This window comes from Myxococcus sp. CA040A, assembly GCF_013336725.1.
Taxonomy (GTDB): Bacteria; Myxococcota; Myxococcia; order Myxococcales; family Myxococcaceae; genus Myxococcus; species Myxococcus llanfairpwllgwyngyllgogerychwyrndrobwllllantysiliogogogochensis.
The window spans coordinates 288,400-304,222 of sequence record NZ_JABUMR010000006.1 but is presented as its reverse complement, the minus strand read 5'-3'; the positions used below and the strand labels follow the sequence as shown (position 1 = coordinate 304,222).

Here is a 15,823-nt window from a genome sequence, read left to right as displayed (position 1 = left end):
CCGCTCGCGATGAATCAGAACCTGGAATCGCTCAAGGCGCGGGTGGCGCGTCTGTCGGTGATGATTTTCGACATCGACGGGACGCTCACCGACGGACGCATCTTCTGGGTGCCCAACTCCGGCTGGACGCAGATGTACAGCGTGCGGGATGGCATGGGCATCAAGCGACTCCAGGAGGTGGGCATCGAGGTGGCCGCCATCTCCGGGGGCGACAGCCTGTCCGCGCAGATGCGCATGCAGTCGCTGGGCATCAAACACGTGCACTTCGGCAGCCAGGACAAGGTGGCGCACTTCGAGAAGCTTCTGGCGCTGCTGAACGTCTCCGCGGAGCACTGCGGCTACATGGGTGACGAGGTGGTGGACCTGCCGCTGCTCAAGGCCGTGGGCTTCTCCTCCGCGCCGCCCGAGGCCCCTGACGAGGTGCGCGCGCAAGTGCACTACGTCGCCCAGAAGCCCGCGGGCTTCGGTGCCGCGCGCGAAGTGTGTGAGTTCATCCTGCGTCACAGGCCGTAGCCACTCGCGGGTCCGCGTGGACGGATGCGAGGGGACTTGGATGAGAAGCCCGTGGGTGTGATGAAGGTCTCCCGGCCCTGGTGGTTCGTCGCGCCCGTCTTCGCGACGTGCGTCGGTCTCTGGGCGGCGAGTGCTCACGGTGTCCGTCCCGCCGCGTTTCTTCCGAACCTCGTGGCCATCGTGTTGGGCGGCGCGGGCTTCATGCTGCTGACGCGGGGCCCGTGGGAGTCGCATCGCCGGGCGGAGCGAGTGCTCCCCGTGCTCGCGTGTCTCGCCATCGCCGCGACGTTGGCCGCGCCGGGGCTGGAGGGTGTTCATCGCTGGTGGTCGCTGGGGCCCATGCGAGTCAACGCGTCAGCGGCCTTCCTGCCGTGGCTGTTGCTCGGCGTCGCGTCTCGCGGGGGCTGGCCTCGGTGGCTCGCGTGCGGGCTCATGGTGTTGGTGCAGGGGTTTCACCTCCTGCAGCCGGATGCCTCACAGGCCACGGCGCTCGCGCTCGCGACGCTGCCGTTGCTGGTGGGGGGCGACTTCGTGAACAGGCGCGTGGGCATCCCCATCGCGATGGTGCTGCTGGGGCTTGTGGTCGTCACCTGGACGCGGAGCGACCCGCTCGCTCCGGTCGACCATGTGGAGCGCATCCTCGTGCTCATCGTTTCGCGAGGAGCGCTGGGGGTGTTCCTGGCGATTGCCGCGATGACGGGGTTGTTGCTCCCAGGACTCCTCGCGGCGCGGAGTCGGGATTCGCGGACCGCGCGACTGGGCGTCGCCTTCGTCCTGTATTTCGCCGCGCTGGTGGGCTCGACGTTCTTCGGAAACTTTCCTGTGCCCGTCCTTGGCGCGGGCGCGGGGACTGTTCTCGGTTGGTGGGCGATGCTCACCGTGCTCGGCGTACATGTGCCAGCGCTTCGAGAGTGAAAAGAGGGCGTTGGCACCGCCGCCAACCCGCGCCGCGGTGTTGAGAATCGTCACTTCGTGAAAAGTCCGCCGGGTCGCTTGCCCGCACGGGTTGTCGCGTCAGGGGGGCCTCCCTAGTTTGGGTTTCGCGCGAGAGGCTTGCGGATGGCGCGAGACACGTGGGAGGCGATGTGGGGATGCAGAGGTGGCTCGGGCTGTCGGTGGTGGTGGTGGGCCTCTCGGTGACCACGGGGTGCTCGACGCCCTCGGAAGAGTCCCAGGAGCGGCTCGCGGCGTTGGAGGCGGAAGCCGAGCAGCTGGACGCGGTGTTGGACAATGTCGAGGAGCGGCTCCTGGGCAACCAGGCCATGCTCCAGACGTGGCAGGAGATGGGGCGTCGTCACCAGGAAGTGACGCAGCTGCATTGTCAGACTTCGGAACCGCACATGCTGGCGCGCATGAAGCACTACGAGAAGATGGAAGAGCGCGTGAAGCAGATGCGGCGTCGCAGCAGCGTGGCCGCGGTGGACACGGTGCTCACCTCCGGCAAGTCGTCCAAGCGCCAGCGTGGCGCCAACTGACGCGCGCTTCAGAGGCTCATGCGCTCACGGAAGCGCTGGGACTGACGGCGTGACATCTCCACCTCGGTGCCTCCGCGCAGGCGCGCCACCAGCGTGCCTCCGGGGCCGGGCTCCAGGGTCTCGACGAAGTCGAGGTTGATGAGGTGCTGGCGACTGGCGCGGAAGAAGCGCGCCGGGTCCAGCTTCTCTTCCAGGTAGCTCAGCGAGCGCAGCAGCAGCGGCTGATGTCCCTCCAGGTGCAGCCGGGCGTAGTTGCCCTCGGAGGTGATGAGCGGCACCTGCGCGAGCTGCACCAGCCAGCAGCGCTCACCGTCTCGAACGAAGACCCGCTCCAGGGATGCGTCCTGGGTGCGTGAAGGCGCGTGCGGTACATGGCCGCCGCGCTGGCGCACCCGCTCCAGGGCTTCGGCAAGCCGCTCCGCCTCGATGGGCTTGAGCAGGTAGTCGAGCGCGTTGACGGAGAACGCACGCACCGCATGGGCGTCATACGCGGTGGTGAAGATGACGTCCGGAGGCTCGTCGAGTCGGGCGAGCACGTCGAAGCCCGTACCGCCCGGCATCTGGATGTCGAGCAGCAGCAGGTCCGGCTCCAGGGCCTCCACCTGTCGGCAGGCATCGTCCACGTGGGTGGCTTCACCCACCACCTCCACGTCCGGGAAGGCGGCCAGCAGTCGGCGCAGCTCGGCGCGGGCCAGTCGTTCGTCGTCGACGATGAGGACTCTCATGAGGGCAGGGGAATCCGGACGCGCGCGGTCGTGAGTGTCGCGTGCGATTGGTCGAGCAGGAGCGAGGCGTGGGCGCCGCACAGCAGGCGCAGTCGCTCGCTCGCGTTGTGGAGGCCCACGCCGTTGGAGTGGGGCGCGGTGGGAGTGCCAAGAGGCGCGGCGGTATTGGCCACCTCCAACAGCAGCGCGCCTCCGTGAACGTGGGCGAACAGGCTCACTTCGCCACCTTCCGGAGTCCGCGCGATGCCGTGCTTGATGGCGTTCTCCACCAGCGTCTGGACGAGCATGGCGGGCACGGGGATGTCGAGCGCTTCCGGGGCCACGTCCTCGCGCACGCGAAGGCGCTCGTCGAGCCGGATGGCCTCCAGGCTCAGGTAGTCACGCACCACCTGGAGCTCCTGGGACAGTGGCACCGTCTCGGGGCCGCGCGCGGAGAGGGCGTGGCGGAGCAGGGAGGACAGGCGCGTCACGGCCTGCTGCGCGCGGACGGGGTCCTCGACGATGAGGGCGCGCACGCTGTTGAGACAGTTGAAGAGGAAGTGGGGTTGGAGCTGGGCCTTGAGGAAGCGCAGCTCCGCTGTCTGGGCCGCGGCCTGCTGTTGCCAGCGCTCGCGCTCCATGGTGCGGGCCCGGTCCACGAAGTGGACGGTGAAGTAGGTCAGCAGCCACATCAGCATCACCACGGCCCAGAACGAGACGCCGGTGATGGCGAAGGCGAAGGAGAAGTCCTCGGGCTTGTAGAGGCCGAGCACGGGGTAGGCCAGGAAGAGGCCCACGGCCTGCTGGATTGCGCCCAGTCCCACGCATGCGAGGACCACGCGTGGCGCCAGGCGAAGCAGCGGGAGCCGCACCCACGCGCGAAGGTTCAGCGGGGCTCGGGCGAAGTGCGTGATGACTCCGCCCGAGAGACTCATCGCGAGGGTCCACAACGAGCCAGACAGCAGTTGCTCCGTGCCTCGCGACAGGGCCACCACCGTGAGGAGGGTCAGCAGGATGTTCACGAGACCGTAGAGGCCCCAGCCGCCCACCTGGCAGGCCGCATACACCTTGGCGCGTCGGGATGACATGCGAGCTCCTGCCTTGCGTGGGACCTGAGTTCACCACGCTCAGCGCCGTGACTCCACGGGAGCGGTGGTCTTCAGGAAGCCCTCCAGCGTGGCGAGGAAGCCCTGGGGGTCGTCCCACATGATGAAGTGCCGGGCCGTGTCGTGCATGACGACACGCGCGGTGGTGAGGGTCTGGTACTGGCCGCGATAGTTGGCCTCCACGGCCTCGCGCGGGACACGGCCCTCGAAGGCCACCCACGAGCCGAGCACGAAGGTGGGCGCGGTGATGCGCGACAGCTCTGGACGCAGGTCGGTGATGCCCAACTCGTACATCGCCTGCGTCACCGTCTCCGGGTCCGAGTCCGCGCCCCAGCGCGCGGCGACCTCTCGTCGTGCCTCATCGGAGATGTAGACCTGCAGCGCGTGACGCGAGCCCTGGCTGCGCTGCTCCACGGTCTGCATGCGCATCTGGGTGCGGAACTGCTCGGCGAACGGCTTCGAGGTCTCCACGGTGGCGCCCGGATACATCAAGGCGGGCAGGAAGGGCACGCTGTCCACGATGAAGACGCCGCCCACCAGGTCCGGTGCGTCGGCGGCGAGGCCGAGCGCCAGCGCACCGCCCAGGCTGTGTCCGACGATGATGGGCTTCTTCAGTCCCTGCGCGCGGATGTACTCGGCGAGCGCGCGCCGCATGGTGGGCAGGAAGGGCGCGGGGACCGACGGCTGGCCCGCGAAGCCGGCGAGGGTGAAGACGTGGCAGTCGTACTGAGTCTGGAGCCTGGCGACCGTCTCCTCCCACACCTCGCCCGACGACGCGAGACCGGGAATGAACAGCACGGGCTGGCCCTGTCCGGAGCGCTTCACCGCGAAGGGCGCAGTGGGAGTGGCGGCGCTGCTGGCGCCGGAGGTGGTGGCGCAGCCGAAGACGAGGGGCACGGCGACGAACGCCGCCAGGAGCAGGGCACGAGACATGGAGGACTCCCACGAACTGGACGCCGCCGGGATGGCGGTGCCGGGCGAGGAAGAAGGTACGTGCCGGGCAGCCGGGAGCCCTGGATACTCCATGAGCGGTTCTGGTGCGGGATGAGTGGTGGAGGGGCCGGGCGGCTGGCGTGGAGACGGGCTTCTCGTGCAGGCTCATCGGTCAGGGCTTTGGGAAAGGAACCGCTGTGTCGCCGCCACCTTCCACGCAGTCCGCCTCCGAGGAAGCGTTGACAGGACAGGTGCCCGCGCCGCCCGCCGCGGTGACTTCCGGGCCGCCGTTCGCGGAGTACCTGGCGCGGCGGTTGATGGCCGACAAGGGCTTTCAGCCCGGCACGCATCCCGAGGCGGCGGAGTTGGTCGATGCGTCGGACGCGGTGCTCACGTATTCGGACGGGTACTCATGCGTCATCGTCTGCATCGTGGAGCGCGAGCGTGAGCCCTCGCGGCGCTTCACGTTGGAGACCTCGGCGCTGGAGCGCGTGGGCAAGGCGTGTCTGCACTACTCGGGCACGGTGAGTGGGACGAAGCTGCCCGTGGGCCTTCAGCTCATCGAAGTAGGGAGCGGGCCCGCGACGCGGGAGGACCAGGAGCGGTTGGAGCGTCACCGGCTCGGCATGTTCAACAAGGTCCACCTGCATGCGATGCACGTGGACGTGTCTTCTGGCGAGGTGTGGGCGAACACGTGGCGGCGCGCGATGGTGTCGCGTGGCTACGTGCGAGGGTTGCTCCGGGAGCCTCGCGTGATGGAGGGGCAGGAGGTCGAGGTCGCGGAGGCCGTCGAGCGCAAGCCGGTGCTGACGGTGGCGTTGCTGGTGGCGCTGGCGCTTGGCTTCGCGGCGGAGCACCTCTTCGCTGTGGGCTCACCGGGCACGGGGCTGCTCGCGCCGGGTCTCCAGACACTGGTGGGATTGGGAGGATTGGTCTCGGGGCTGGTGCTGGAGCATGGGCAGTGGTGGCGGCTGTTCCTGGCGCCGCTGCTGCATGGAGACCTCATCCACCTGCTGCTCAACGGCTTCTGCCTCTGGTTCGGGGCGATGGTGCTGGAGAGCATGGTGGGCCGAGCGTGGCTGGGGGTGTTGCTCGTCGTGAGCGCGCTGGGCGGCGGGGCGTTGTCGATGGCGCTCAATGGCGATGCGGTGGTGTCGGTGGGCGTGTCGGGGGCACTGATGGGGCTCCTGGCGGCGGTGTTGGCGGTGAGCCGACGTCTGCCCGTGGGCCCAGGCCGTGTGGAGGTTCAGATGATGGCGCTGCGGCTGCTGGTGCCTTCACTGATTCCCATCGCCGTGTCGCGCACGGGGAATCAGGTCGACTTCGCGGCGCATGTGGGAGGCGCCCTCGCGGGAGGCGTGGTGGGGCTGGGGCTCGCGCGGGTGTGGCGGCGTGAGGACGCGACGCCACCCGGGACGCGGTGGGCGGGCGCGGTGTCCTTGTTGGCACTGGGCGCGGTGGTGGTGAGTCTTGTCTTCGCGGCGGGCTTTCGCGAGGACCTGGCATCGATGCACTGGCCTTGATTCAGGGAAGTACGGGCCTGGGGGGAGAGGGGCTCGGGGTGCCCTACCGTGCGCGCAGCTCTTCTCGAATCTCCATGAGGATGCGGCCCAGCATGTTCTTGCCGCGGCCATCTCCGCCGTCGCCCCAGTAGTCATCCTGGTCGGTGTGCTCGACGAGCTTCGCGTCGCCGGTCTCCAGCAGGAGCCGGGCAAGGTCCTCGTGCTGGGTGAACTTGGCGCGCACGGCCTCGCGCATGACGGAGACCTTGATGGACTCCCAGTCCCGTCGGAGTTTGCGCTTGCGGTCCCTGCCCAGGCGGGCCGCGAGCATCGGTGTCCGGGCCTGTCGGACGGCTTCCTCGTCCGTGGGGTCTTCGAACTTCCGGGCCTGGAAGTAGTGCTCGCTGGTGGGCCACGTCTTGCCACCCAGCTTGATGGGGTAGGGCGCGAAGTTCGAGCACCAGCCGTGGTCGTCGGTGACGCTGTAGAAGTGGATGGCCTCGGTCATGTTGATTCACCTGGGTGTGAGCCAAATCCTACCGGCATTGTGCCGGGTACTTCGTGACACGCTTGCTTTTCAGGCTTCACCGTATGTGGTGAGGGTGCAAGGGGTCTCCCGGTGGGCAGACGGGCAGACACACCGTTCCGTGACGGCGTGGGCGAATCCAGGTAGAACCGCCGCCGTGAGACGCACCGCGCACGCAGTCCTCGCCGCCATCGGAGCGGGGTTGCTGGGATGCAACGACCTGGAAGTCTGCGGTTCCACGGCCCAGGACGTCACCCGTGAAGACGGGAGCGTCTTCCGTTGTGTCACGTCCGAGGACTGCCCTCGCACCTCCCGCGTCGACGTGTGCGTCACCGACGTCTCGCCCATCGCCGAGTGTGTGAGCTGCGAGGATTCGCGGTGCGTCACCGTCACTCCGGAGAAGTGCTAGTGCGGTCGCTCCGGTTCGCCCTCGTCGTGTTGGCCCTGGCGGGTGCCGGGTGTCGTCGCGACAAGCCCGTCGACCACCTCCAAAGAGCCCGCGACGCCATCTTCGAGAAGCGTCCCGACGAGGCCCTCGTCGAATACCGCAAGGCGTTCGACATGCTGCGCCACGACAGCTCGCCGGAGGCGCTCGTGTTGCGCGCCCGCTCGCTGAAGGGCGCCGCCGACGTCTACTGGCTGGAGCAGCGCAAGGTGAAGGAGGCCGTGGGCGTCTACCGCGAGCTCATCCAGCAGTGCCCCGAGTCCCCCGAGGCACTCGAGGCCCGCATCATCCTCGCGGAGCTGCTGCGGGTGCACTACCGCGACCTGCGCGGCGCCATCGACCAGCTCACCGCCGCGCTCCAGCGCAATCCTCCGCAAGGCGCGGAGCTGCACTACCAGGTGGGCAAGCTCTACTTCGAGCTGGGCGACTATCAGCAGTGCGAGCTGGAGACGCGCCGCCTCGTCGAGCGCTTCGCCACCAGCGTCTTCGTGGACGACACCCTGTTCCTCCAGGCGCAGGCCATCGCGATGATGGAGGGCCGACGTCAGGAGGCCTCGCGCGCCTTCGCGGACCTGCGCACGCGCTTCCCGGACTCGGAGCTGTCCCCGCACGCCCTCTTCGAGATGGGCAAGCTGCGCTCGGATGCTGGCGAGCACGAGAAGGCCATCGAGACCTGGGTGGAGACGCTGAAGACGCACCCGGACCCGACGCTCGTGCAGGACTACATCGCCCGTGCGCGCAAGCGCATCGCCAACACCACGGCGGAGGGTGTGGGCCAGCGCGAGGTGGCCTTCGACCGGGCCCGTCCCGCGCGCTCCTCGCTCGAAGCCGTGGGTGGCAGGCCCGAAGAGGCGGCGCACGAGCACGACTGACGCAGGGCCCGTCCAGGGCGCCTACGCCGGTACGTCCAGCACCGCCTCCAGCAGGGGCGCCGCCACCGCCGGGTCATCCGCGTCCGCCACCAGCAGCAGGTGCACGCGGCCACCTTCCACCCGTGCGTCCACGCCCTCCAGCTTCACCTTCGCGTCCACCGAGTCCAGGAACAGCGGCGTCCCATCTGGCGCCAGCAGCCCCACCGCGGAGCCCGCCACAGGGCCATCCGCGTAGGCATTCCGGGTGTCCTCGGCCGTCGCGGTGAAGACGAGCCGCCCATCCGGCAGCGGTGATGCATCGGTGAAGGACAGCCGCACCCCGCCGGCGTGGCCCAGGTCCCAGCGCCGAATCGTGCGCAGCACCTCCGGACCCAGCGCGCCCACTTCGATTCCGCGCAGCGCGCGCTCGCGGTCCAGGTCCACCAGCGCATCCACGCCCGCGTCCCCATTGCCTCGTTGCAACAGCCGCAGCCGGCTGCCCACCATCGCCGCGCCCTCGATGTTGAGCGAGCCCAGCTCCCGGCCAATCTGCTGGTACAGCGCCGAGCAGTCCACCGTGCGCGCCTCGCCCGCGAGCGCTCCTTCCGCGCTCAACGGGAGCACGGCGCCGCGCATGCGCACGGAGGTGGAGCCCGACGGCAACGCGAGCAGGGCCCCATGAGGCGCCCCGGCGAAGGGCCCCAGCGCGCAGAGCACCTCCAGGTCGGGCTTGGCCGCCTTGCGTGCCTGGGTTTCCTCCGGCAGCTCGCCCGCGAAGAGTCGCGCGAGTCGTCCCGGAGCGTCTCCGCGCGCGGGGAACGTCGCCAGGTGCAGCGAGTCGTCCGCGACGACGTAGAGCCACTCCCCCACGCGCACCAGTCCGCTGGCGGCGGAGACATGCGCGGTGCGTCCCGGAGACTCCGGGGCCTCCAGGGTGAGGGTGCGCCGAAGGGTGGTGCGAATCATGGCCGGACCTCCCGCGAGGGATGTGACTCGCGCCTCTAGAGCAGCGTGCCGCGCAGCAGGAGGCTGGCGACGGTGAAGTAGATGACCACGCCGCTGACGTCCACCAGCGTGGCGACGAAGGGCGCGGAGGCGCTCGCGGGGTCGAACCCGAAGCGGCGCAGCACCAGGGGCAGCATGGAGCCCGCGAGCGTGCCGAACGTCACCACGCCCAGCACGGAGAGCGCCACCGCGCAGCCCAGCAGGAAGGCGTGCTCGCCATAGGCGCCGGACACCTCCTGCCACAACACGATGCGGCCCAGGCCCACCGCGCCCAGCACGAAGCCCAGCACCAGCCCGGAGAGCACCTCGCGCCGGGCCACGCGCCACCAGTCCTTCAGCCGCATCTCGCCGAGTGCCAGCGCGCGGATGATGAGGGTGGAGGCCTGGCTGCCGGAGTTTCCGCCGGAGGAGATGATGAGCGGCACGAAGAGGCTGAGCACCACCGCGCGCTCAATCGCGCCCTCGAAGCTGCTCATGGCCGTGGCGGTGAGCATCTGTCCGAGGAAGAGGACGAGCAGCCAGCCGATGCGCTTCTTCAGCATTCCGAAGAAGCCCACCTCGAAGTAGGGGGCCTCCAGGGCCTCCATGCCGCCGACCTTCTGGATGTCCTCGGTGGCCTCTTCCTGAACGACGTCGACGATGTCGTCCACCGTGACGATGCCCTTCATCCGGTTCTGCTCGTCGAGCACGGGCAGGGCCATGAAGCCGTGCTCGGCGAAGAGCTGGCTCACCACTTCCTGGTCCGTGTTCTCCGACACCGTGATGACGTCGTGGTGCATGACGTCCGCGACCTTCTTGTCGCTGGCGGCCTGGAAGAGCTGGCGCAACGAGAGCACGCCCTGCAGCCGCTGCTCCGCGTCCAGCGCATAGGCGTAGTAGACGGTCTCCACCTTCTCCCGCGCTTGCTTGCGCAGATAGCCGATGGCCTCGTCGATGGTCATGTCCGGCCGCACGCGGGCGAAGCGCGGGTTCATCAGACCGCCGGCGTCGTCCTCCGCGTAGGCCAGCAGCACGTTGACCTCGCGCCGGCTCGCGTCGTCGAGCTGCGCGAGGATGGCGTCGGCCTCCTCGGGCTCCACCGCCTGCACCAGGTCCGCCAGGTCGTCGGGGGGCAGCAGCCGCACCCACGTGCGCCGCTCCGATGTCGGGAGGTGGAGGATGAGTTCCGCCTGCTCGCGCGCGGACAGGGCGAGGAAGAAGTCGTCCGCCACCGCGGTCGGCAAGAGGCGGAAGCCCTCCAGGCGCTCGTCGATGGAGAGCACCGGCCACGCTTCATGGAGCTCCTCCATGGAGAGCGAGGCGCTGAGAGGGCTGTCCATCATGGGGCTCGCCTCCGAGGGTGGGAGCGCGCGGCCAGTCGCGACGCGCCGGCCTCTCTACACCCGCACGGAGGGCACTGCGAGAGGCAGGCAACCATCTCCCCTCGCTTTTTCCGAACCTGTCACCAGCCTGGGGCCGTGGACCGTTCGTGGGAGCCCCAGCCAGTCGCTTCCGGGGCTCGGACCGGTGGATTCAGGGCAGGGCCTGCTCGTAGACCGTGGTGAAGCCGACAGTGGGGCGCGAGTCTCCGCCCCAATGAAAGCGGGGTGAGGTGGCGCGAGCGCCCTCGGCGAGCGGCATGTTGGTGGGCATCAGCTCCAGCCCCAGCGCGGACCTGTCAGGGAGGACCCTCGGCCGTGTCAGCGCGGTGTTCTTCCGGGGGACGGCGTACAGGGCGGGGACGGTGAAGCCCCCTCGGAGGGGCGCGTCGGCCACGGCGATGGAGGCATCCAGGATGAGCGCGTTGCGTTCCTCGAGCCGCCCCTCGGAGATGCCCCAGCGATGCAGCATGCGTCCGGAGTTCAACGTGGGGATGTTGACGCCGACCTGGGTCCACAGGATGCCGTCCTCCATCCCCACGGGTCTGCCGCGCACGAGAGCGCACAGCAGGCCTTCGGGCAGGAAGGCCCCGTCCGCTCCGACCTTGAAGGCGCAGGCCGTGCTGTTGTCGATCGGCCCGGGCTGACTCACCACCAACACCTGGTCCTCCGCCGCGCGCACCAGCAGCCCCACCGCGCTGTCCAGGCCAAAGGGTATCCGAGGCTGCCCTGTCGCCCAGAAGGCGGGAGTGGGGGCCTCAAGCACCCCGGTGTTGGTGAAGACGAAGCGGTGCAGGAGCTCGGCGTCCAGGACCACCAGCTCGTTCTCCGAGGCCAATCGCGACTGGATGACCTTCACGCCCGTCGTCGTGCTCAGCAGCAGCGAGCCCGTCAGCTCCAATTCGGAGCCCGTATCCACGTACCGGCGCACCCGCCCATCTCCCACCACCCAGACGACGTTGCCCGACACGGCCACATCGGGAGGCGTGGCGCCGGTGCCCAGTCGCAGGGGCCGGTCGGAGGGGCTGCGCAAGGCGACCCCGTCACACAGCCACAGGCCGTGCGCGGTGCGCTCGAGCTGGCCACATCGGGGCAGGGGCAGGGTGACGGGGGAGGGAGCCCCCGCCCAGTGGCTCGCCGCATAGACGCCGAGCTGCCGGATGCCACCCACCGGGGTGAAGGCGAGGATGACGTGGTGCCGACCCACGACGGTGGGCGTGAAGCTCAGCGTGGCCACCGTGCCCGACGCCTGCAGGGAGACCTCGGAGGGGATGACGTGGTTCTCCGGGTCGAAGACCTCCGCGGTGGCGGTGTCGGGAGCCTGGGCCGTCTTGCCGCTTTCGCACTGGAGCGTCCGGGTGGCGATGTCCACGCGCATCGCCGCGGGAGCGCCCACGGGGACGAGCAGCGGGTCGATGCCTGGCGCTTCCCCTGGGAGCGACAAGTTGCAGAGGGCCGGTTCATCGTTCTGCGCGCAGCCAGGGAGGGCGAGCAGGGCGGCCAGGGCGAGGGGGAGGGTGGTCTTCATCCGAGGGGGTCTCACCCCGACGTCGGCGTCCCCTCCGGCCAGGGGGAAGCGGCGCGGGCTTCGTCCTGACTCATACCCCGAACCGGAAGCCCGGTCAGCCCCGGTGCGACAAGGGTGTCGCCTCGCGGATGCTGGTGTGTGCGGGGCAATCCCTGTCTGAAAACACTCGCATGTCAGGGATGAAATATCCGCGCGTCATTTCTCGATGAAAGGAGCGGTGACCATGACGACGGCGAACCTGACGAGCCCGATGAACCCCGAGATTCTGAACGACACTGTCAGCGGCATCGATGCGCTCGCGCCCGCCGGTCTTGCCACCGCTCTTGCTCCAGCCCTGCTGGGAGATACCGCCGGCGGTCGTCCGCCCGGAACCTGACTCTTCCGCGCCCGTTCTCGAACGTGGCACGGCAGGCAGGGCCGGGCTCCCGAAAGGGGACCCGGCCCTTCTCTTTTTCCGGGCACGCACCAGTACCAGCACACGCAGCCTTGGCCGAGAGGCGAGGCACCTGAGCGCCACTCAGGACGACGCGGGTTCAAATCCCGCAGGCTGCTTACTCAAAGACATTCATGGGGACGTAGCTCAGCGGGAGAGCACTCGGTTCGCATCCGAGCGGTCCCGGGTTCGAATCCCGGCGGCTCCACTCAATCATAGTTGTTGTTCGTGTCTGTTTCAAACGCCGCGGTAGCCCAACCTGGTAGAGGCGCTGCTCTCAGAATGCAGAGGTTGCGGGTTCGACTCCCGCTCGCGGCATGGTCGTTTCGGGACGTAGCTCAGCTTGGAATAGAGCGCACGCTTGGGGTGCGTGAGGTCGCTGGTTCGAATCCAGTCGTCCCGACTCGTTGCACGCAGTGGCTGTGAGTTTCCTGGATGTAGCTCAGTCTGGCCAGAGCGCACGGTTCGGATCCGTGAGGCCGCAGGTTCAAATCCTGTCATCCAGATGTGTCGTTCGTATCAGCTCCGGGATGCGATTGGATCGCAGCACGGCCGTCTACCGTGTGAACAGGGTTCGATTCCCTGTCGGAGCGCTGGTAGCACCCCTTCAGGGATCGTGGCTTAACGGGAGAGCACTCGGCTGGCGTCCGGGCGGTCCGGGTTCGATTCCCGGCGATTCCATTCACCTCAGGCGGACATGGGGGAGCAGAGCTCCACCAGCACGCCGTTGAGGTCCTTCACGTAGGCCACCGTCTGTCCCCAGGGCTTCTGCTTGGGTGGATGGACGGGGCTCGCACCCGACTGCACCGAGCGTTGGAAGGCGGCCGCGACGTCCGGAGTGACGAGCGCCACCTCCACCGCGGCGGTGGTCTCCTTCGGCCGGTGGAAGCGCACGGTGAGGCCATTCTGGGCCGCCATCTCCTCCGACGCGAAGGCCAGGGCCGTGGTGCCCGTCTCCAGCTCTCCGTACGAGTTGCTCTCGTGGATGAAGCGCCGCTTCAGGCCGAACGCCGTCTCGTAGAAGGCGATGGTGGCGGGCACATCCGGGACGTAGAGGATGACATAGCCGAGCTGCATGCGAACACTCCGAGGAGAAGGTGAGGTACCGCCAGGAGTCGCGGGTCTCTCATGCCCCCGCTGGAGCGTCTTGAAGAATTCGGACAGGCCTCATTCCAGGAGCCCTGTGGGGGACACTCCCGCCAGCTCGCGAACCTCGCGGGTGAAGTGGGACTGGTCCGCGTAGCCGCAGTCGAGCGCCAGGGTGCTCAGGTCCTGCTCCCCCGTGCGCAGGAGCGCGAGCGCCCGCTGGAAGCGGAGCACCCGGGCGAGCAGCTTGGGAGCCACCCCTGCCTCCTCCAGGATATCCCGATGCAGTGTCCGCTCACTGATGCCCAGGGTGCGGGCGAGTGAGGACATGCGCACCTGCCCGGCGGACGACTGGAGGCGCTGCAGGGCATGGGTGGTGCGAGCCCTCGGCGTGTATCGAGGGGAGGCGTTGCGAATCGAGAGCTCCTCTTGAAGCAGGGACATGGCGTGCTTCAGCGAGCGACAGGACGACAGTCGCTGCTGGAGGGCCCGAAACACCGGCGCGCATTCCTCCACCGGGACGTTCAGGTTCCGCAGCTCGCGAGGGCTCACCCCGAGCAACGCGAGCGCCCAGCCGGGCCTGAGTCGGATGCCGAGGTTCACCGAGCCCGGTTCGAGGTCGACGAGGGCGAAGCGCTCCATGGGGCCGACCACCGTCAGACGGGGCTCGGCACCTCGGCCGACGGCGCTGGCGTCGCGGAAGTGGACGATGAGGTCCGTGCAGCCGTCGGGGAGCACCCGGTGGACGCGGGGAGGTTCGCTTGCTCCCTGGGACGTCGGGGCCACGAAGCGCCAGAAGGCGTCCACCCGGTCCGCCAGGACTCCCGAGGGCGACACCTCCGTGTAGCCGCCCGACGCCTCACCCTCGTGCATCCCACACCCTCCACATGAGGGAAGGATAGCGCTGGAGGTCCGGCCGCGCGCGGGCCTTCACGACTGGGAGAACGTGGTGACGATGCCGCAGGGCCCGCAGGCCACCGCGTACAGCATGCCGATGTCGGAGAAGCATGCGTCCTCGTCCCGGACCTGCCCGGCGGCGCGCATGGGCTCGCCACAGTTGGGGCAGTCGAAGACATCCGGTGACTGAATCCAGGAGAGGGCTCCTCCGAGCCGGTGGTGCTGTTCCCGCTCGCTCCGTGGAACGCTTCGTCGGATGCGCCCGGGGATGAGCTCCACCGTACACGCGGGCGGGGGGCGGACCTTGTGCGAATGCGGGGATTCAGAGACCTGGGAGACGGCCCGTCCCAGGGTTCCATCCCGTGACACCTCCACGTGCACCACGCCGCCCTGGAAGATGCAGGCGAGGCAGGTGGGCAGGCGCGTGGGCCAGGGGTGGCCCGTGGTGTCTTCATCGAGCCGGAGCGCGTCCACCAGTCCGGAACCGCAGGTCAGACAGGCGGCACCCACGGTGGGGAACCACAGCAGGCCCTTCGCCACGGGCGCGGGGCCGTCCTCGGACGCCTCGCTCGCGACACCTTCGAGACACGTCCGTGAGTACAGATACACCAGCTCTCCAGAGGGGCGCCTTCCGACATCCGCCAGGAACAGCAGGTGGAGCGCCTCGCGTTGCTCCGCTTCCCCGAGCCCGGCCATCCACTGCTCCAGCGCGCGCAGGGCCTCGGGGTGTCCGCTGCGCCCGAGCGCGAGCGCGGCGGCGGCCACCGGGTCTCCCGGGGCTCGCTCCTGTCGCCCCGCGTCCTGGTGGCTCATCACCGACCCCACGGGAGGCCCGCCACGATTCGGCGTCCAGTCCGTGCGCAGCTCCTGGGCGAGCGCGAGGGCGCGGTGCAGCGGAGCGTCCACCCAGGCCAGGCACTCCGGCTCCTCTTCGCGGGAAAGCTCGTCGAGGTAGGGGTGGAAGAGGGCGGGCTCCAGCTCGACCAGGTGGGTGAAGGGCTCCTCGGCCAGATGGGAGGTCCGCTTCAGCTCCATCAACCCTCGGGCCAGGCGCGTGCGCTCCTTGGCTGTCAGCGCCTCGTAGTCGGTGGACTCCGGCTCCTCGGAGAGCCCCACGGTGTCGAGCAGCGCTGCTTCCCGCTCGAAGCGGGCCTCCTCCTCGGCGGCCTCCTGCTCGAACTGGGAGAGCTTGTCCTGCTCCATCCGTCCGGAGCGATTCACCACCTTGGCGCGCTCGCCACGGCCCAGCGGGTCGGGTTTGGTCTCCACGAGCCATACGTCGAGCCCTGTCTCAGGCTCGAAGTCGGTGCACGCCGAGGCGCCGAAGCGGACCTCGCTTCCATCCTCCGTCCGCAGGGTGCCGACGCCGTCGACGGCATTCCATGTGACAACGAGCGCCCGGGCGGGGAGTCGATATGAACTCATGCTTGAGACGTTAAATCAGGGTTGCTCACGTGAATA

At 68.9% G+C, this 15,823-nt stretch carries 17 protein-coding genes and 6 tRNA genes; 13 read left to right on the top strand and 10 right to left on the bottom strand.

What is annotated here, in order from left to right; genetic code table 11:
• Positions 1–9 precede the first annotated feature (9 nt).
• The 3 genes from HUA75_RS27410 (at position 10) to HUA75_RS27400 (ending at position 1,988) form a co-directional block, all read left to right on the top strand.
• Positions 10–513, top strand: coding sequence for an HAD family hydrolase (locus HUA75_RS27410; RefSeq protein WP_141645089.1), 504 nt, complete (start codon positions 10–12; stop codon positions 511–513).
• A gap of 36 nt (positions 514–549) precedes the next feature.
• Complete coding sequence (locus tag HUA75_RS27405) at positions 550–1,428, top strand: hypothetical protein (RefSeq protein WP_174488027.1); 879 nt, start codon at positions 550–552, stop codon at positions 1,426–1,428.
• A gap of 176 nt (positions 1,429–1,604) precedes the next feature.
• Positions 1,605–1,988, top strand: a complete 384-nt coding sequence (locus HUA75_RS27400) for a hypothetical protein (RefSeq protein WP_217439225.1) — start codon at positions 1,605–1,607, stop codon at positions 1,986–1,988.
• Between the two features lie 8 nt (positions 1,989–1,996).
• Here the strand turns inward: HUA75_RS27400 and HUA75_RS27395 are convergent, their stop codons facing one another.
• From HUA75_RS27395 to HUA75_RS27385, 3 genes are read right to left on the bottom strand one after another with little or no spacing between them, the layout of a single operon-like run.
• Positions 1,997–2,713: a LytTR family DNA-binding domain-containing protein gene (locus HUA75_RS27395; protein ID WP_141645092.1), complete on the bottom strand. Its 717-nt coding sequence runs from the start codon at positions 2,711–2,713 to the stop codon at positions 1,997–1,999.
• Positions 2,710–3,780, bottom strand: coding sequence for a sensor histidine kinase (locus tag HUA75_RS27390; protein WP_174488026.1), 1,071 nt, complete (start codon positions 3,778–3,780; stop codon positions 2,710–2,712). The genes HUA75_RS27395 and HUA75_RS27390 overlap by 4 nt, the downstream gene beginning before the upstream one ends.
• A gap of 39 nt (positions 3,781–3,819) precedes the next feature.
• Positions 3,820–4,731 carry an alpha/beta fold hydrolase gene (locus tag HUA75_RS27385; protein WP_174488025.1) on the bottom strand — a complete coding sequence of 304 codons (912 nt, stop codon included), beginning with the start codon at positions 4,729–4,731 and terminating at the stop codon, positions 3,820–3,822.
• 197 nt (positions 4,732–4,928) lie between these two features.
• Here HUA75_RS27385 and HUA75_RS47985 point away from each other — a divergent pair, with 197 nt between their 5' ends.
• Entirely contained in the window at positions 4,929–6,254 is a 1,326-nt protein-coding gene (locus HUA75_RS47985; protein ID WP_174488024.1) for a rhomboid family intramembrane serine protease, read from the top strand.
• A gap of 43 nt (positions 6,255–6,297) precedes the next feature.
• Here the strand turns inward: HUA75_RS47985 and HUA75_RS27375 are convergent, their stop codons facing one another.
• Positions 6,298–6,741, bottom strand: coding sequence for an NADAR family protein (locus HUA75_RS27375; RefSeq protein WP_141645096.1), 444 nt, complete (start codon positions 6,739–6,741; stop codon positions 6,298–6,300).
• Positions 6,742–6,916: 175 nt separating this feature from the next.
• On the opposite strand from HUA75_RS27375, the gene HUA75_RS27370 reads away from it, so the two are divergent.
• Together HUA75_RS27370 and HUA75_RS27365 are read left to right on the top strand one after the other, a co-directional pair.
• Positions 6,917–7,168, top strand: coding sequence for a hypothetical protein (locus tag HUA75_RS27370; RefSeq protein WP_371746200.1), 252 nt, complete (start codon positions 6,917–6,919; stop codon positions 7,166–7,168).
• Positions 7,168–8,076 (top strand): tetratricopeptide repeat protein, encoded by a 909-nt coding sequence (locus HUA75_RS27365; protein ID WP_174488022.1) that lies wholly within the window; start codon positions 7,168–7,170, stop codon positions 8,074–8,076. The genes HUA75_RS27370 and HUA75_RS27365 overlap by 1 nt, the downstream gene beginning before the upstream one ends.
• A gap of 21 nt (positions 8,077–8,097) precedes the next feature.
• Here HUA75_RS27365 and HUA75_RS27360 read toward each other — a convergent pair whose 3' ends face one another.
• The 3 genes from HUA75_RS27360 to HUA75_RS27350 all read right to left on the bottom strand — a co-directional run bounded on the left by HUA75_RS27360 (position 8,098) and on the right by HUA75_RS27350 (position 11,946).
• Positions 8,098–9,021 (bottom strand): hypothetical protein, encoded by a 924-nt coding sequence (locus HUA75_RS27360; RefSeq protein WP_174488021.1) that lies wholly within the window; start codon positions 9,019–9,021, stop codon positions 8,098–8,100.
• 35 nt (positions 9,022–9,056) lie between these two features.
• Positions 9,057–10,382, bottom strand: coding sequence for a magnesium transporter (gene mgtE, locus HUA75_RS27355; RefSeq protein ID WP_141645100.1), 1,326 nt, complete (start codon positions 10,380–10,382; stop codon positions 9,057–9,059).
• A gap of 190 nt (positions 10,383–10,572) precedes the next feature.
• Complete coding sequence (locus HUA75_RS27350) at positions 10,573–11,946, bottom strand: hypothetical protein (RefSeq protein ID WP_174488020.1); 1,374 nt, start codon at positions 11,944–11,946, stop codon at positions 10,573–10,575.
• Positions 11,947–12,169: 223 nt separating this feature from the next.
• On the opposite strand from HUA75_RS27350, the gene HUA75_RS27345 reads away from it, so the two are divergent.
• The 7 genes from HUA75_RS27345 (at position 12,170) to HUA75_RS27315 (ending at position 13,060) form a co-directional block, all read left to right on the top strand.
• Entirely contained in the window at positions 12,170–12,322 is a 153-nt protein-coding gene (locus HUA75_RS27345) for a hypothetical protein (RefSeq protein WP_174457030.1), read from the top strand.
• A gap of 104 nt (positions 12,323–12,426) precedes the next feature.
• Positions 12,427–12,498, top strand: a tRNA-Gly gene (locus tag HUA75_RS27340).
• 17 nt (positions 12,499–12,515) lie between these two features.
• A tRNA-Ala gene (locus tag HUA75_RS27335) sits at positions 12,516–12,587 on the top strand.
• Positions 12,588–12,622: 35 nt separating this feature from the next.
• A tRNA-Leu gene (locus HUA75_RS27330) sits at positions 12,623–12,697 on the top strand.
• A 9-nt stretch (positions 12,698–12,706) separates the two neighbouring features.
• A tRNA-Pro gene (locus HUA75_RS27325) sits at positions 12,707–12,782 on the top strand.
• Positions 12,783–12,810: 28 nt separating this feature from the next.
• A tRNA-Pro gene (locus HUA75_RS27320) sits at positions 12,811–12,885 on the top strand.
• Between the two features lie 104 nt (positions 12,886–12,989).
• Positions 12,990–13,060 (top strand) — tRNA-Ala (locus HUA75_RS27315).
• Between the two features lie 6 nt (positions 13,061–13,066).
• On the opposite strand, the gene HUA75_RS27310 is transcribed toward HUA75_RS27315, so the two are convergent.
• The 3 genes from HUA75_RS27310 to HUA75_RS27300 form a co-directional block, all read right to left on the bottom strand.
• Positions 13,067–13,456: a VOC family protein gene (locus HUA75_RS27310; RefSeq protein WP_174488019.1), complete on the bottom strand. Its 390-nt coding sequence runs from the start codon at positions 13,454–13,456 to the stop codon at positions 13,067–13,069.
• Between the two features lie 90 nt (positions 13,457–13,546).
• On the bottom strand, positions 13,547–14,338 hold the full coding sequence (locus tag HUA75_RS27305; protein ID WP_174488018.1) for a helix-turn-helix transcriptional regulator: 792 nt from the start codon (positions 14,336–14,338) through the stop codon (positions 13,547–13,549).
• 57 nt (positions 14,339–14,395) lie between these two features.
• Positions 14,396–15,787, bottom strand: a complete 1,392-nt coding sequence (locus tag HUA75_RS27300) for a hypothetical protein (protein ID WP_174488017.1) — start codon at positions 15,785–15,787, stop codon at positions 14,396–14,398.
• Positions 15,788–15,823: the final 36 nt, after the last annotated feature.

Bases quoted from the DNA above. Each gene is read 5' to 3' on its own strand.
- HUA75_RS27410 (WP_141645089.1), top strand. From the start codon at position 10: ATGAATCAGAACCTGGAATCGCTCAAGGCGCGGGTGGCGCGTCTGTCG.
- HUA75_RS27400 (WP_217439225.1), top strand. From the start codon at position 1,605: ATGCAGAGGTGGCTCGGGCTGTCGGTGGTGGTGGTGGGCCTCTCGGTG.
- HUA75_RS27395 (WP_141645092.1), bottom strand. From the start codon at position 2,713: ATGAGAGTCCTCATCGTCGACGACGAACGACTGGCCCGCGCCGAGCTG.
- HUA75_RS27390 (WP_174488026.1), bottom strand. From the start codon at position 3,780: ATGTCATCCCGACGCGCCAAGGTGTATGCGGCCTGCCAGGTGGGCGGC.
- HUA75_RS27385 (WP_174488025.1), bottom strand. From the start codon at position 4,731: ATGTCTCGTGCCCTGCTCCTGGCGGCGTTCGTCGCCGTGCCCCTCGTC.
- HUA75_RS27375 (WP_141645096.1), bottom strand. From the start codon at position 6,741: ATGACCGAGGCCATCCACTTCTACAGCGTCACCGACGACCACGGCTGG.
- HUA75_RS27360 (WP_174488021.1), bottom strand. From the start codon at position 9,021: ATGATTCGCACCACCCTTCGGCGCACCCTCACCCTGGAGGCCCCGGAG.
- mgtE (WP_141645100.1), bottom strand. From the start codon at position 10,382: ATGATGGACAGCCCTCTCAGCGCCTCGCTCTCCATGGAGGAGCTCCAT.
- HUA75_RS27350 (WP_174488020.1), bottom strand. From the start codon at position 11,946: ATGAAGACCACCCTCCCCCTCGCCCTGGCCGCCCTGCTCGCCCTCCCT.
- HUA75_RS27345 (WP_174457030.1), top strand. From the start codon at position 12,170: ATGACGACGGCGAACCTGACGAGCCCGATGAACCCCGAGATTCTGAAC.
- HUA75_RS27310 (WP_174488019.1), bottom strand. From the start codon at position 13,456: ATGCAGCTCGGCTATGTCATCCTCTACGTCCCGGATGTGCCCGCCACC.
- HUA75_RS27305 (WP_174488018.1), bottom strand. From the start codon at position 14,338: ATGCACGAGGGTGAGGCGTCGGGCGGCTACACGGAGGTGTCGCCCTCG.
- HUA75_RS27300 (WP_174488017.1), bottom strand. From the start codon at position 15,787: ATGAGTTCATATCGACTCCCCGCCCGGGCGCTCGTTGTCACATGGAAT.